The organism is Desulfovibrio sp. SGI.230, assembly GCF_050313065.1.
In the GTDB taxonomy this organism is placed as follows: domain Bacteria; phylum Desulfobacterota; class Desulfovibrionia; order Desulfovibrionales; family Desulfovibrionaceae; genus Desulfovibrio.
In genome coordinates, this window is record NZ_JBNPKS010000010.1 from 1 (window position 1) to 13,309 (window position 13,309).

Here is a 13,309-nt window from a genome sequence, read left to right on the forward strand (position 1 = left end):
TTTCTTTTCTAACAGATGCGCGGCAGCTGGGCGCCTTCGAGCATGCCCAGCAGGCGCTGGCCGCCGATACGGGTACGCAGGCGCACCTGGCCGGGCTTGCCGTCCTCGGCCACGCGGCCGATGATGGCGGCTTCCTTGCCGTAGGGGCTGGCCTGCATGGCGCGCAGGGCGGCTTCGGCCCTGTCCTGGGGCAGGATGCAGATGCACTTGCCCTCATTGGCCAGATAGAGCGGATCGAGACCGAGGAAGGAACAGCCGTTGCGCACGCTCTCGTGCACGGGCAGCAGGCTTTCCTCGATGTCGATGCAGACGGAAGACTGTTCGGCGATCTCGTTGAGGGTGGTGGCCAGACCGCCGCGGGTGGGATCGCGCAGGACGTGGACCTCGCCGCAGGCGGAGATGATGTCGGCGATCATGTGGTTGAGGGGCGCGGAGTCCGAGGCCACGTCGGTGAGGAAGGACAGGCCTTCGCGGCTGCCCATGACGGTGAGGCCGTGATCGCCCAGAGCGCCGCTGACCAGCACGGCGTCGCCGGGACGGGCGGCATGGCCGGAGGGCACGGGGGAGGCGAAGATCTCGCCCACGCCGGTGGTGTTGATGAAGATCTTGTCGCACATGCCGCGCGGCACCACCTTGGTGTCACCGGTGACGATGTGCACGCCGGCGGTCTGCGCGGCCGCGGCCATGTCGGCCACCACGCGGTCGAGGATGGAGAGCTCCAGACCTTCCTCGATGATGCAGGCGCAGCTCAGGTAGCGGGGCCGGGCGCCCAGCATGGCCACGTCGTTGACCGTGCCGTGCACGGCCAGGGTGCCGATGCTGCCCCCGGCGAAAAAGAGGGGCGTGACGGTGTAGGAGTCCGTGCTCATGGCCAGCGGGCCCTTGATGTCCAGCAGGGCGGCGTCGTCCATGCGGTCCAGCAGGGGGTTGGAGAAATGGCGCATGAAGCACTGGGAGATGAGCCGTTGCGAGGCGCGTCCGCCGCTGCCTGCATCCAGCAGAATGCGATCGTCCATGATGATCCCGGGAGTCTTGGGGTTACGGCCGGGCGTCGCTGCGGCGCGGGCCGGAAAAAACGGGGAAGGTGCCCCTTCCCCGTCTGTCCAGAGGCAGGATGTTGCGGCTGTCCATGTCGGCGCTCAGGATGTGCGCGGCATGGGCAACCGGAGAGATCCCGCTCCTAAGCCATATACTTGAAGTAGGCCGCGCAGCTGCCTTCGGTGGAGACCATGCAGGGCCCCACGGGGCTGGCCGGGGTACAGGCCTTGCCGAACAGGGGGCATTGCGGCGGCGTGATGCGTCCCTTGAGCACCTGCCCGCAGCGGCAGCCCGGCAGGGGCGGCACGTCCGGCAGGGTGATGTCGAGGCGCTTCATGGCATCGAAGCGCTCATAGGCGGGCCGCAGGGCCAGGCCGCTGTTCGGGATGGGGCCCAGGCCGCGCCACAGGGCGTCGGACGGCATGAAGTAGGTCTCCAGCAGGGCGCGGGCGCGGGGATTGCCCTGGTCGCTGACGGCGCGCTGGTAGGCATTGACCACGGCCGGGGCGTCATCGCGGCGCTGTTCGGCCATGATGCAGAGGGCCTGCAGGATGTCCACGGGCTCGAAGCCGCCCACCACGGCGGGGACGCGGTATTCCGAGGCCAGGAAACCGTAGGGCTCCAGACCGAGGATGGTGGAGACGTGCCCCGGCAGCAAAAAAGCCTGGACACCGCAGCCGTCCTTGTCGTCCAGCAGGGCGCGCAGCACGGGCGGCACCAGCTTGTGCAGGGAAAGCACGCAGAAATTGTCCAGCTTGCGCTGCTCGGCCATCATGAGGGTGGCGGCCACGGTGGGCGCGGTGGTCTCGAAGCCGATGCCCAGGAAGACCACGGTGTCACCGGGATTGGCGGCGGCGATGTTCAGGGCGTCCAGCGGCGAGTAGACGATCTCGATGCGGGCCCCCTGGGCCTGGGCGTGCTTGAGGCTGCGGCCGCCGGGGCCGGGCACGCGCAGCAGGTCGCCGAAGGTGGCGATGATGACGTCGTCACGACCGGCCAGATCGAGGAAGGCGGCCACTTCGGCGTCGTGGGTGACGCAGACGGGGCAGCCCGGCCCGGACAGGTGCGTGACTTCCTTGGGCAGCAGGGAACGCAGGCCGCTCTGGAAGATGGACACGGTGTGCGTGCCGCAGACTTCCATGAAGCGCAGCTCGCGGCCGTCCAGGGCCGTTTGCAGGCGGTCCAGCAGGGCGCGGCAGAGCGCGGGGTCCTGATAGGGAGAGCTCAGGGACATGGCAGGCCTCGGCTAGGGCAGCATGGGCGCGGCGTTGAGGCCGCAGTCCACGGGCAGGCCGCACATGAGGTTGGCATTGGCCAGGGCCTGGCCGGAAGCACCGCGGCAGAGGTTGTCGATGGCCGAGACCACGATGAGGCGGTTGGTACGCGGGTCCACCACCAGGCCGAGGTCGCAGAACATGCTGCCGCGCACGAAGCGGGTCTCGGGCAGCTTGCCCTTGGGCAGCACGCGGACCCAGGGGCTCTGGGCCCAGGTCTCGCAGTAGGCGGCGTGGACTTCGTCCAGGGTGGTGCCGGGCTTGCGCAGGGTGGTGTAGATGGTGGACAGGATGCCGCGCACCATGGGCACCAGATGCGGGTTGAAGGAGACGCGCACGTCGCAACCGGCGGCGCGGCTGTATTCCTGCTCGATCTCGGGGGTATGGCGGTGCTTGCCAAGACCGTAGGCGCGGAAGGTGTCGTAGACTTCGCAGAACAGGGAGGGCACCACGGGCTTGCGGCCCGCGCCGGAGGTACCGGACTTGGAGTCGATGACGATGTTGTCCGGCGAGATCAGGCCATGCTTGAAGGCTGCGTACAGGCCCAGGATGGCCGACGAGGGATAGCAGCCGGGGTTGGCCACCAGGCGGGCCTTGGCGGTCTCGGCGGCGTAGAGCTCGGGCAGGCCGTAGACGGCCTCGGGCAGCAGCTCGCGGCGGGTGTGGGGCACATACCAGTCTTCATAGACATTGACGTCACGCAGGCGGAAGTCGGCGGAAAGGTCGATGACACGGGTCCCGGCCTCCAGCAGTTCGCCGGCCATCTCCATGGCCTTGCCGTGGGGCACGGCCAGGAAGACCAGGTCGCAGCGGCGGGCGGCTTCCTTGGCATCGAAGATGCTGATGACCACGTCAGAACCGGGCAGACCTTCGAGGAAGGGATAGAACTCGCCCAGGCGCAGGCCGGATTCGGTACGGGAACAGGCCATCTCCAGTTTCATGCGGGGGTGGCTGGCCAGCAACCGGGCCAGTTCCATGCCGGTGTATCCGGTGACGCCCACAAGACCCACTTTGAATATCTTCATCTCCCTCTCCTTTATTTGCTGTCCGGGCCGCATTTGATGACGTATTTCATGCGCAATTCGTAAAGGATGCTCTCCAGCATCTTGCGCTCCTGTTCGTCCAGCCCCTTGGTGGTCTTTTCATGCAGCATCTCCAGCATGCTGATGCTGTGCCGGGCAAGTTCCGGCTGCTGGCCGGTCTGGCCGGTCTCGGGGTCGGCCACCTCGCCCAGATGCACGAGGGCGGCGGACGCCAGGGAAAGGACGAAGGTGGAGAAGGTCACTTCCGGCAGGGGGCCCTTGCCGCCGCAGCCGCATTGGTTCTGACTCATGCTGTTCTCCTGCTGATGCGCTCCGGGGGCCGTCCGGCAGCCCCGAAAGCGGTGCGGCCGCCGCAGCGGCCGCTGCTGTGATCTAGCGGACGGCGGGGCAGCTCACGGGCGTGCCGGGCGTCACTTCGAGGGCGGCACGGTACACGGCCAGGCCCTGTTCGAGGTAGTTGCGCGCGCCGATGTAGCCGCCGGCGTCCACGATGCTGCGTTCCAGGGCGTAGAGGCCCGCGGCCACGTCGGCCCAGTCCACCCAGCCCATGTGGCCGATGCGCACGATGCGGCCCTTGAGCTGGTCCTGCCCGCCGGCCATGTAGATGCCGTGCTTTTCGGCAGCCAGGCGCAGGACCTCATTGCCGTCCACGCCTTCGGGCAGCAGCACGCTGGTGATGCCCCAGGCGAAGTCATCGGGCGCCAGCAGTTCCAGGCCCATGGCCTTGACGGCGGCACGGGTGAACATGGTCAGGGCCCACTGCTTGCGGTAGACGGCATCCAGGCCGCCGGCCAGCAGCATCTTCAGGCTCACGTCCAGGCCCACGATGAGGTTCACGGGCGTGGTGAAACGGGTCTGGTTCTTGAGCACGTTGTCGCGTTCGCGGCACAGGTCGAAATAGAAGCAGCCGGTACCGGTCTTTTCGGCCTTGTCCCAGGCGCGGGCGGAAAGGGCCAGCAGGGCCAGGCCGGGGGGCAGCATCAGGCCTTTCTGGGAGCCGGTGACCAGGCAGTCCACGCCCCACTGGTCCATGGGGCAGGGAGAGAGGCTGACACCGGAGATGCCGTCCACCACGCAGAGCACGTTGCGGGTGCGGGTGATGGCCGCCACCTCACGCACGGGATGGAGCACGCCGGTGGAGGTCTCGGACATCTGGATCAGCACGCCGCGGATGTCGGGATCGGCGTCCAGGGCGGCGGCCACGTCCTCGGCCTTGACGGCCTGTCCCCAGGGGGCGGACAGCACGGTGCATTCCAGACCGCGGGAGCGGGCAATCTCCACCCAGCGCTCGCCGAACTTGCCGGCTTCGGCCACCAGCACTTTCTCACCGGGGGCGAACAGGTTGTAGACGGCGGCGGTCATGGCGCCGCTGCCGGAGCAGGACAGGGGCAGGACGGGCTGCGTGGTGCCGAAAAGCTCGCGCAGGTGGCCCTGTACGCGCTGCATGATTTCCTTGAACTGGCCCTTGCGGTGGTGGATCATGTCCTGGGCCAGAGCAAGGCGGACTTCTTCGGGCAGGGGCGTGGGGCCGGGGGTCAGGAGGCGTTTTTTGTTGAGCATGATGCGTCCTTTATGCGCCGCTTACGGCAGCAGATGCGCGATGAAACATTTGAGATAGGCCGTCTCGGGCATGGCAGCATGCACGGGATGGTCCGCACCCTGTCCGCCCGCATAGAGGATGCGGGCCTGCCACTTGCGGCGGGCGGCGGCCTGCTGCACGCAGGAACGCAGGGACTCGGCGGGCAGGTGGTGTGAACAGGAACAGCTTACAAAGACACCGCCCGGCGTCAAGAGCTGCATGGCCAGGGCATTGATCTTGCGGTAGGCGGCCAGGCCCTGGGCAAAGTCCTTGCGGCGCTTGATGAAGGCGGGCGGATCCAGGCAGATGAGCGAGAAGCGGCGGCCCTGGGCGTCCAGCTCGGCCAGACGTTCGAAGGCATCGCCGCACAGGCCTTCGATGGCCTTGGTGCGGGCCAGTTCGGGCGCGTTGCGGGCCGCGTTCTCCGTGGCCAGGGCCAGGGCCTGCGGCGAGGCGTCCAGGAAGGTCACGGAACGGGCACCGGCAGCGGCGGCCGTCCCGCCGAAGCCGCCGGCGTAGCAGAAGATGTCCAGCACGTCGGCGCCTGCGGCGTAGCGGGCGGCCTCGCGGCGGTTGCGGCGCTGGTCATAGAACCAGCCGGTCTTCTGGCCGCCCTGCAGGGGGGCCCGGAAGATGCAGCCGTTTTCCGGAACTTCCAGCACGTCGGGCACCGGGCCCTCGCTCTCGTTCTCGCGGGGCAGGCCTTCCAGCGAACGGGCGGCGATATCATTGTCCCAAAGGATGGAGCGGGGCTGCAAAAGTTCGCCCAGCACTTCGCGCAGTTCTTCCTTGCGGGCTTCCATGCCCCAGGTGCCGACCTGCACGGTGAGGTGGTCGCCGAAACGGTCCATGACCAGGCCGGGCAGCAGATCGCCCTCGCCGTGGCACAGGCGGTACCAGGGCTGGTTGTAGAGGCGCTGGCGCAGGCCCAGGGCGCTTTGCAGACGCTGGCGCAGCAGGTCCGCGTCCAGGGGCAGGTCGGCCTTGCGGCTGTAGAGGCGGGCGCAGATGAGCGAATGCGGGTTGACGAAGACGCTGCCCAGCACGGCCCCGCGCGCGTCGCGCAGGGTGGCGTTCTCGCCGGGCTCAAAGTCGGGCAGGGGACTTTTGGCGCTGTCTATCTCGTTGCTGAAAATCCACAGGTGGCCGGCACGGATGCGGCGGTCTTCCCCTTTTTTCAGCCAAAGTGTCTTCATGGTAACTCCCGATGGGCAAAAAAGTTTGGCAGCGCGGGCAGGAGGCATCCTGTCCGATGCCGCACAGATGACTATGGCTGAAAAATGGATTTTTCGCCAGCACCATGATGCCCCCGAGCCCTGCGGGAGGGAGCGCCTTGCCGGCACCGGACTCTGCTGCAGGGACGAAAAAAAGAACGCTCCCCGAAGGGAGCGTTCCTGTCAGTCAGGGCAGGGCCCAGGGAGCGGCGGGCCCCTGCGGCCCTAGCGGGCCATAAGGGCCTTCATCTGCTCCGGCAGGGACTTTTCACCGGGCGTTGCCGTGATCGCCAGCATGCGGCCCAGGGCGGCGGGATCGAGGAACTGGATCCAGGGCATGAGCTGGGCCGGGTCCTCGCTGCGGATGGACAGGCTGCCGGGGCGGGCCAGGAAGGTCTGGATGGCTTCCGCATCAGCGGGATCACCGAGGTCTCTGCTCAAAGAGGCGCCCAGCAGGGGCATCATGGCTTCCATGGCCTCGGGACGGGGATCGATATTGTAGGCCAGGACAGCCGTCAGACCATGATCGTGCAGATCCAGCGACAGGTCGGAGACGGCGGCATCCATCATGCTCGGGTCTTCACTGAAAAAGTCGTAGGCATAGTCCAGATCGGCCAGGCCTTCCAGGCTCAGGCGGCCCGTCTGGCGCAGGAGGTCCTTACCGGCAGCGCCCGTCTTTCCCAGGGTATCGTCCTGCCACTTGAGGGTGATGCGCTCCTTGCCCGGGATGGCGAACATCTCGCGGAAGGGCTTGGTGGAAAAGTCGCAGGTCAGGCTGCTCTTGAAATGATGGGGGGCGAGCCCCAGCCAGTCGAACTGCATATCGCTGGCATGGAACAGGTTCTCGTTCGTCCTGCCGGGCGATTCGATAATGTCGACATCCCTGATGGCCAGCTGACCGAAGAGGGGCCGGGTCATCATCTGCTTGCCGGCGGCATCCTTCCGGGGCCGCGCGGCTTCCAGGATCAGGGCTTCGAGCTGGGGTTCGAATGCCTCGACGGAGAGATCGTCGGCACGGCGGACCAGGCTGAGGAAACGCCCGAACCAGTCAGCGTCGGGCAGGAAGATGTCGCGGATCTCCAGCTTGCCCATCTTGAACGCGCCTTCGGACCGGATGATGACCTCGGTGGCATCCATAGTCATCCGCTTCCAGGTGCGGCGGTCCACGCCTTCGATGCTGACGGCGGCGACGGAGCTCTGCATCGGCGTTTCGGGGGCCGTGCTGCTGATGCGGACGGGCCCGTAGGTGACCTTCTCCGCGATGATGGAGATCATGAATTCACCCTCGGGCACCTGCTGCCCGTTCAGCAGACGCTTGAGCACAGCGGCGTCCATGGCCACAGGGCCGGAGGTGAGGGCCTCCACCGTGCAGGTCATGGGCTCTCCCGGTATCAAAGATTTCTCGGTAAGATCACGTCCTGTGGCGCTGGAGAACAGGGGCGCGTCCCCTGCGGCGGGCAGGATGCTGTCCCGCAGGAAGGGCACGCAGGCCAGGACGAAGCGGGGGCTGAGCGTCATGGTGGCTTCTTTCAGGACCGTGTCGTACGTGCGCTGGTCGGAGATACGGATGTTGCCGAGTTTCAGGGTGAAGCTCAGGGGATTGATGTCCACCGTATCGATACTGCAGATGGTGGCGTCGGGATTGACATTGCGCAGGGCATCCCGGACGGCCTGTTCCACCAGAGGCTTGCAGGCGAACAATCCCCCCACGACGGCGAGGACACAGATGATGAGTGCGGCCGACAGGCCTTTCGCTGTTTTCGACATGGCAGTAGTTCCTTGGAAAAAAGGATGGATGGCCCCTGTTGAGGGTGGGGCTTTTTTCAAAATAGCCGGGCTTCGGCTGCTTGTACAGAAAAAAAGCCTGGAGGACGCGGAAACGGAAAACGCCGTGGCCCGAAGACCACGGCGCGTTGTCGCTGGGAGGGGGAAAGGCTAGTCCACGCGATGGTGGCAGCCGATGCTGTTCTTGTTGCGCATGGCGGCCTGGGTGATGACGTAGGCCGTCTGGGAGCCGTGGAAAAGATCCACCAGCGGCTTGGAGATGCGCGTGCCCTTGTAGAAGTCGTGGATATGGCGCACCAGGTCGCGCATGTCTTCGAAAGCCCGGCGCAGGCGGGCCTTGGAGCGCGAGATGCCCACGTAGTTCCACATGGTGTTGCGGATGTTGGCCCAGTCCTGGGCCACCAGGGCCGGGTCGTCGTGGTGTTCGTTGCCTTCGTGGCGCCAGTCGGGGATGGCGGCCGCCAGGGCGCGGGGGATGGCTTCGCGGCCGGAGGCCGTGATGCGCGCCAGGTGCTGGCCGCAGCTCTGGCCCCAGACGGCGGCTTCCAGCAGGGAAGTGCTGGCCAGACGGTTGGCGCCGTGCAGGCCCGTGCAGGCGCATTCACCGATGGCGTACAGGCCGGGCATGGACGTACGGCCGAAGGTGTCGGTGAGGATGCCGCCGCAGAAGTAGTGGGCCGCGGGCACCACGGGGATGGGCTCCTTGCGGATGTCGATGCCGATCTCAAGGCACTGGTTGAAGACCGTGGGGAAGCGCGTGGGCAGATCCTGCTTGACGCCGCTCACATCAAGGTACAGGCAGGGCACGCCCCGGCGCAGCATCTCTTCCACCATGGCCTGGGCCACCACGTCACGGGGGGCCAGGTCGCCGCGCTTGTCGTGGCGGAGCATGAAGGCCTCGCCGCGGTCGTCCAGCAGACGGGCGCCCTCACCGCGCATGGCCTCGGTGATGAGCGGACGGCGGTAGCTGCGTTCCTCATACAGGGCCGTGGGATGGAACTGCATGAATTCCAGGTTGGCCAGTTCCACACCGGCGCGGAAGGCCATGGAGATGCCCGCCCCCACACAGCCGGGAGCGTTGGTGGAGTGCAGGAAGACCTGCCCCACGCCGCCGGTGGCCAGGACGGTCCAGTCGGCCAGGATGGTCTCGGGCTCGCCGGTCTCGGCATTGAGCACGTAGGCGCCCAGGCAGCGGTTGGTGACGCTGTAGCGGTACTGGGAGTTCTTGGCGTGGTGGTGGGTGGTCAGCAGGTCGATGGCCGAATGGTTGTGCAGGCAGGTGATGCGCGGATGGATCTTCACCTGGGCGGCCAGGCCGTCCATGAGGGCGCGGCCGGAATAGTCGGCCTTGTGGAGGATGCGGTGGGCACCGTGACCGCCTTCGCGGGTGAGGTTGTAGGTGCCGTCCTCGTTGCGGTCAAAATCGACCCCGGCGCGCTCGATGAGCATATTGTCCACGCAGTCGGGGCCCTGACGGCAGAGGAAGCGCACGGCGCGGTTATTGTTGTAGCGGTGGCCCGCCACGAGGATGTCGTGCTCCAGGGCGCGGGCTTCGGCGTCACGGGGGGTATCTGCGGCCTTGTAGATGATGCCGCCCTGGGCCAGAGGGGTGTTGCCGTCGTCCAGGTCGGGACCGGCGTTGATGAGCAGCACGTCACGCCCGGCATCGGCCAGGGTAAGGGCGGCAGTACAACCGGCGATGCCGGAACCGATGATCAGGATGGTGACGTGACGACGTGTCGAGCTCATCTTGACTCCTTGTTTCTTGCGCTAGCGTTGGGCCGCGCATACCTGGAGCATGCGGGTCAGGGATGCCCGGGCGGGCGCCAGCTGCTCGTCCTGCAATGTCATGATGGGGGCTGTGCCGGCAGCGACGCCTTGCAGGCAGGCCAGCAGGTTTTCTTCGGTGACCTTGGCCATGTCGGGGCAGATGGCGGGTGCCAGAGGCTCGATCCGGCAGCGTCCGGCAAAGCGGTCACGCAGGCGGTGGACGAGGTTTGTCTCCGTGCCGATGATCAGGGTGCCGCCTTCGCCGGCGGCCTTTTCCGCTTCCTTGATGAGGTAGGAGGTGGAGCCGGAGCCGTCGCACAGGCCGATGAGCTCGGGACGGCATTCGGGATGGGCCAGCACGCGGCAGCCGGGATAGGCGGCCCGGGCGGCCTGCACGCTTTCGGGACGCAGGTGGCCGTGGATGGCGCAGCAGCCCGGCCAGAGCAGCAGGCGGCGGCAGGCGGCGGCACTGCCGGGCCGGCGTTCGCTCTCGGCCAGGCCGTTTTTGCCGCTCAGGCGCAGCACGTGCCAGTCATCGGGGCCCAGGCCAAGCTGCAGGCCCGTGTTGCGGCCCAGGTGCTTGTCGGGCATGAAGAGCACGGCGCCGTCGGGCCCGGCTTCTTCCAGGGCCCAGGCCAGCATGGTGCGGGCATTGGCCGAGGTGCAGACGGCCCCGCCGAATTCGCCCACTACGGCCTTGAGGGCCAGGGTGGTGTTCACATAGGCCAGGGGCACGATCTTGCGGCCTGTGGCCTGCAACTGCAGCAGCACGGTACGGGCGAGCCCGGCCGGCGTCATGAGCGACATCATGCAGTTGGCGTCCCAGGCGGGCATATGCACGCTCTGGCCCGGTTTGGCCAGCAGGGCCGCGGATTCGCCCATGAAGTACACGCCGCAGAACACGATGTGCTCGGCATCGATACCTTCGATGCGGCGGGCCAGTTCCAGGGAGTCCCCGGTCACATCACAATGCCGCACCACATCATCATGCTGGTAATGGTGCCCCATGATGCACAGGCGGTCGCCCAGTCCTTGCTTGATGGCCGTAATGGCGTCGGAGAATCGAGACATGGTTTCCTTTGGGTTGGGGATGATCAGGCGTTGGCCAGGGTCATGCTGAAGTCGGCAGCCACGGCGGAATGCGTCAGGCGGCCCACGGAAATGAAATCGGGATGGCGGGGACCGGTGAGGGCGATGCCGCGGATGGTCTCCAGGGTCACGCCGCCGCTCACTTCGGCCTCGATGTGGGCGGGCACCAGCTCCAGGGCCTGGCCCAGCAGGGGCGCGCCCATGTTGTCCATCATGATGCGGTCGGCCCCGGCGGCCACGGCTTCGCGCACATGGTCGAGGGTGCGGCATTCCACCTCGATGGGCGGGCAGGGGGAGTAGGTCTCACGCAGGCGGGCCACGGCGCGGGTGATGGAACCGGCGGCATCGATGTGGTTGTCCTTGAGCATGAGCATCTCCACCAGGTTCTTGCGGTGGTTGCAGCCGCCACCGGCCTGGACGGCGTATTTTTCGGGCCAGCGCAGGCAGGGCGTGGTCTTGCGGGTATCCAGCAGGCGGACCCCGGTGCCTTCCAGCTCGCGCACATAGCGGGCCGTGAGGTTGGCGATGCCCGAAAGGTGGGTGATGAAATTGAGGATGACCCGCTCGGCCTTGAGCAGGACGATGGCCGGGCCCTCCATGCGGACGACCTCGGTCATGGCCGGGACGGTGGAGGCCTCCGCCACCAGCATCTCCACGTGCGGGTCGGCGCCCATGACCTCGAAGACCTCGTGGATGACGGGCAGGCCCACCACGTGGGTATCTTCCTTGGCGCGGATGACGGCATGCATGGGCGCGTCAGCGGCAAAAAGGCCTTGGGCGGTCAGGTCGGGGCCGTCCTCATCCAGGGCCAGTTCTATGGAACGACGCAGATAGCGTCGGCCTTCGTCGGAAAAAAACGTGCTCCAGGGTGTGAACATTCTTCTTGTCCCGTCTATGGTGTGCATGGTAAGCCCTGCGCATAAGCACGGCATTACATAGTGATAAATGGCCCGTTGGGGCGCGTCAAGTTTGAGAGCTTTTTCACAACAGCGCAGCAAAAAAGCATTCTTTTTGTCACCAAGATGCTGTATGATACCGCCGTGTTGTGGGAGAAGTCCGTCGGGCAGGCAGAGGCCCGGCACGCGTACAGACGAGGGAGCTGATTGCCATGAGTGAACAAGAGAAGATCCAGACCGCAGACGACCGGCCGCAGATGGCGAACCCGATCCCCGAAGACGACGGGATGGCGGAAGGACATGGCATAAGTATACCCGAGGCCTGCCGCGAGCTGGGGGACGAGGCGGAATTCGTCCATCCCGCCGACCTTGCCGACCATCTGGAGAACCTGAGTCTGGAAAAGCAGGTCTGCGCCCTGCGCCACATGCCCACGGAGGACGCCGCCGAGGCCCTGGCCGAACTGGAAGGCAGCGTGGCCGTGGACGTCCTGGAGAACCTGGATGCCGACGTGGCCGCCCAGATCATCGCCGAGATGGAGCCCGACGACGCCGCCGACGTGCTGGACGAGCTGGACGAGGAACACCGCGACGTCCTGCTGGGCAAGCTGACGCGCGAAGATTCCGAAGAGCTGCGCAACCTGCTGAACTTCGACCCCGACTCCGCGGCCGGTGTCATGAACACCGAGCTGATCCTGCTGGAAGAGAACATGACGGCCGACGAGGCCATCACCCACATCCGCAGCGAGATGGAGGACAAGGAAAGCCCCTACTACGCCTATGTGGTGGACAAGAACGACAAACTGGTGGGGGTGCTTTCGCTGCGCGACCTGATGCTGGCGCGCCCCGGGACCATCGTGGGCGATGCCGTGTCGGGCCAGAGCGTGGTCTCCGTGCCCTATGACATGGACAAGGGCGAAGTGGCCAATCTGCTGTCGCACTACAATTATCTTGCCATGCCCGTCGTGGACTACGAGGGGCACATCATGGGCGTGGTGACCTACGACGACATCATGGACATCATGCACGAAGAGGCCAGCGCCGACATGCTGGGCATGGTGGGCGCCGACCCCGAAGAAAGCGTGGACACCCCCTGGAAGGAGAGCGTGCGCAAGCGCCTGCCCTGGCTGGTGGTGAACATGGTCAATTCGGCGCTCTCGGCATCGGTGGTCTACATGTTCGAGGGCTCCATCGCCCAGATGGCCGCCCTGGCCGTGCTCATGCCCATGGTGGCCAACCAGGCCGGGAACACCGGCCAGCAGGCTCTGGCCGTCATGATCCGGCAGCTGGCCACGGACCGCTTCGAGACCAAAAAAGCCTGGATGGCCGTGCTGCGCGAGGCCAAGATCGGCCTGGTCACGGGTCTTTTCATGGCCATGCTGGCGCTGTGCGGCGCCTGGGGCTTCACAGGCAACCCGCTGGTGGGTATGGTCATGGCTGGTGCGCTGCTGTGCGACATGATGCTGGGCGCGGTGGCCGGCGGTTCCATCCCCCTCATCTTCCGGGCCCTGGGACGCGACCCGGCCCAGGCTTCCAGCATCTTCCTGACCACCATCACAGACGGCGCGGGCTTCTTCATCTTTCTCGGGCTGGCCACCATGTTCCTCTTCTAGGCCTGCCCGGA

The 13,309-nt window shown here is 66.4% G+C and carries 11 protein-coding genes; 1 reads left to right on the forward strand and 10 read right to left on the reverse strand.

Annotation, left to right across the window (positions count from 1 at the left end):
- Positions 1-8: 8 nt before the first annotated feature.
- The 10 genes from hypE to nadC all read right to left on the reverse strand — a co-directional run bounded on the left by hypE (position 9) and on the right by nadC (position 11,670).
- Positions 9-1,016 (reverse strand): hydrogenase expression/formation protein HypE, encoded by a 1,008-nt coding sequence (hypE, locus tag ACQRAG_RS08585; protein ID WP_427803984.1) that lies wholly within the window; start codon positions 1,014-1,016, stop codon positions 9-11.
- 164 nt (positions 1,017-1,180) lie between these two features.
- On the reverse strand, positions 1,181-2,272 hold the full coding sequence (gene hypD, locus ACQRAG_RS08590; protein WP_304049476.1) for a hydrogenase formation protein HypD: 1,092 nt from the start codon (positions 2,270-2,272) through the stop codon (positions 1,181-1,183).
- A gap of 12 nt (positions 2,273-2,284) precedes the next feature.
- A complete protein-coding gene (gene argC / locus ACQRAG_RS08595; protein ID WP_168934827.1) occupies positions 2,285-3,337 on the reverse strand; it encodes an N-acetyl-gamma-glutamyl-phosphate reductase in 1,053 nt (350 codons plus the stop codon).
- 11 nt (positions 3,338-3,348) lie between these two features.
- Positions 3,349-3,645, reverse strand: a complete 297-nt coding sequence (locus ACQRAG_RS08600; protein WP_204625325.1) for a DUF1844 domain-containing protein — start codon at positions 3,643-3,645, stop codon at positions 3,349-3,351.
- An 82-nt stretch (positions 3,646-3,727) separates the two neighbouring features.
- Positions 3,728-4,915: a pyridoxal-phosphate-dependent aminotransferase family protein gene (locus tag ACQRAG_RS08605; RefSeq protein WP_204625324.1), complete on the reverse strand. Its 1,188-nt coding sequence runs from the start codon at positions 4,913-4,915 to the stop codon at positions 3,728-3,730.
- A gap of 21 nt (positions 4,916-4,936) precedes the next feature.
- Positions 4,937-6,130 (reverse strand): class I SAM-dependent rRNA methyltransferase, encoded by a 1,194-nt coding sequence (locus ACQRAG_RS08610; RefSeq protein WP_168934829.1) that lies wholly within the window; start codon positions 6,128-6,130, stop codon positions 4,937-4,939.
- Between the two features lie 243 nt (positions 6,131-6,373).
- Entirely contained in the window at positions 6,374-7,915 is a 1,542-nt protein-coding gene (locus ACQRAG_RS08615) for a hypothetical protein (protein ID WP_289616443.1), read from the reverse strand.
- A 168-nt stretch (positions 7,916-8,083) separates the two neighbouring features.
- Positions 8,084-9,682: an L-aspartate oxidase gene (gene nadB, locus ACQRAG_RS08620; protein WP_168934831.1), complete on the reverse strand. Its 1,599-nt coding sequence runs from the start codon at positions 9,680-9,682 to the stop codon at positions 8,084-8,086.
- 21 nt (positions 9,683-9,703) lie between these two features.
- A complete protein-coding gene (gene nadA / locus ACQRAG_RS08625; protein WP_168934832.1) occupies positions 9,704-10,774 on the reverse strand; it encodes a quinolinate synthase NadA in 1,071 nt (356 codons plus the stop codon).
- 23 nt (positions 10,775-10,797) lie between these two features.
- Entirely contained in the window at positions 10,798-11,670 is an 873-nt protein-coding gene (nadC, locus tag ACQRAG_RS08630; protein ID WP_300705603.1) for a carboxylating nicotinate-nucleotide diphosphorylase, read from the reverse strand.
- Between the two features lie 305 nt (positions 11,671-11,975).
- On the opposite strand from nadC, the gene mgtE reads away from it, so the two are divergent.
- Positions 11,976-13,298, forward strand: coding sequence for a magnesium transporter (gene mgtE, locus ACQRAG_RS08635; RefSeq protein WP_239463818.1), 1,323 nt, complete (start codon positions 11,976-11,978; stop codon positions 13,296-13,298).
- Positions 13,299-13,309 lie beyond the last annotated feature (11 nt).

Coding starts and splice junctions, on each gene's coding strand:
- hypE (WP_427803984.1), bottom strand. CDS start 1,016: ATGGACGATCGCATTCTGCTGGATGCAGGCAGCGGCGGACGCGCCTCG.
- hypD (WP_304049476.1), bottom strand. CDS start 2,272: ATGTCCCTGAGCTCTCCCTATCAGGACCCCGCGCTCTGCCGCGCCCTG.
- argC (WP_168934827.1), bottom strand. CDS start 3,337: ATGAAGATATTCAAAGTGGGTCTTGTGGGCGTCACCGGATACACCGGC.
- ACQRAG_RS08600 (WP_204625325.1), bottom strand. CDS start 3,645: ATGAGTCAGAACCAATGCGGCTGCGGCGGCAAGGGCCCCCTGCCGGAA.
- ACQRAG_RS08605 (WP_204625324.1), bottom strand. CDS start 4,915: ATGCTCAACAAAAAACGCCTCCTGACCCCCGGCCCCACGCCCCTGCCC.
- ACQRAG_RS08610 (WP_168934829.1), bottom strand. CDS start 6,130: ATGAAGACACTTTGGCTGAAAAAAGGGGAAGACCGCCGCATCCGTGCC.
- ACQRAG_RS08615 (WP_289616443.1), bottom strand. CDS start 7,915: ATGTCGAAAACAGCGAAAGGCCTGTCGGCCGCACTCATCATCTGTGTC.
- nadB (WP_168934831.1), bottom strand. CDS start 9,682: ATGAGCTCGACACGTCGTCACGTCACCATCCTGATCATCGGTTCCGGC.
- nadA (WP_168934832.1), bottom strand. CDS start 10,774: ATGTCTCGATTCTCCGACGCCATTACGGCCATCAAGCAAGGACTGGGC.
- nadC (WP_300705603.1), bottom strand. CDS start 11,670: ATGTTCACACCCTGGAGCACGTTTTTTTCCGACGAAGGCCGACGCTAT.
- mgtE (WP_239463818.1), top strand. CDS start 11,976: ATGGCGGAAGGACATGGCATAAGTATACCCGAGGCCTGCCGCGAGCTG.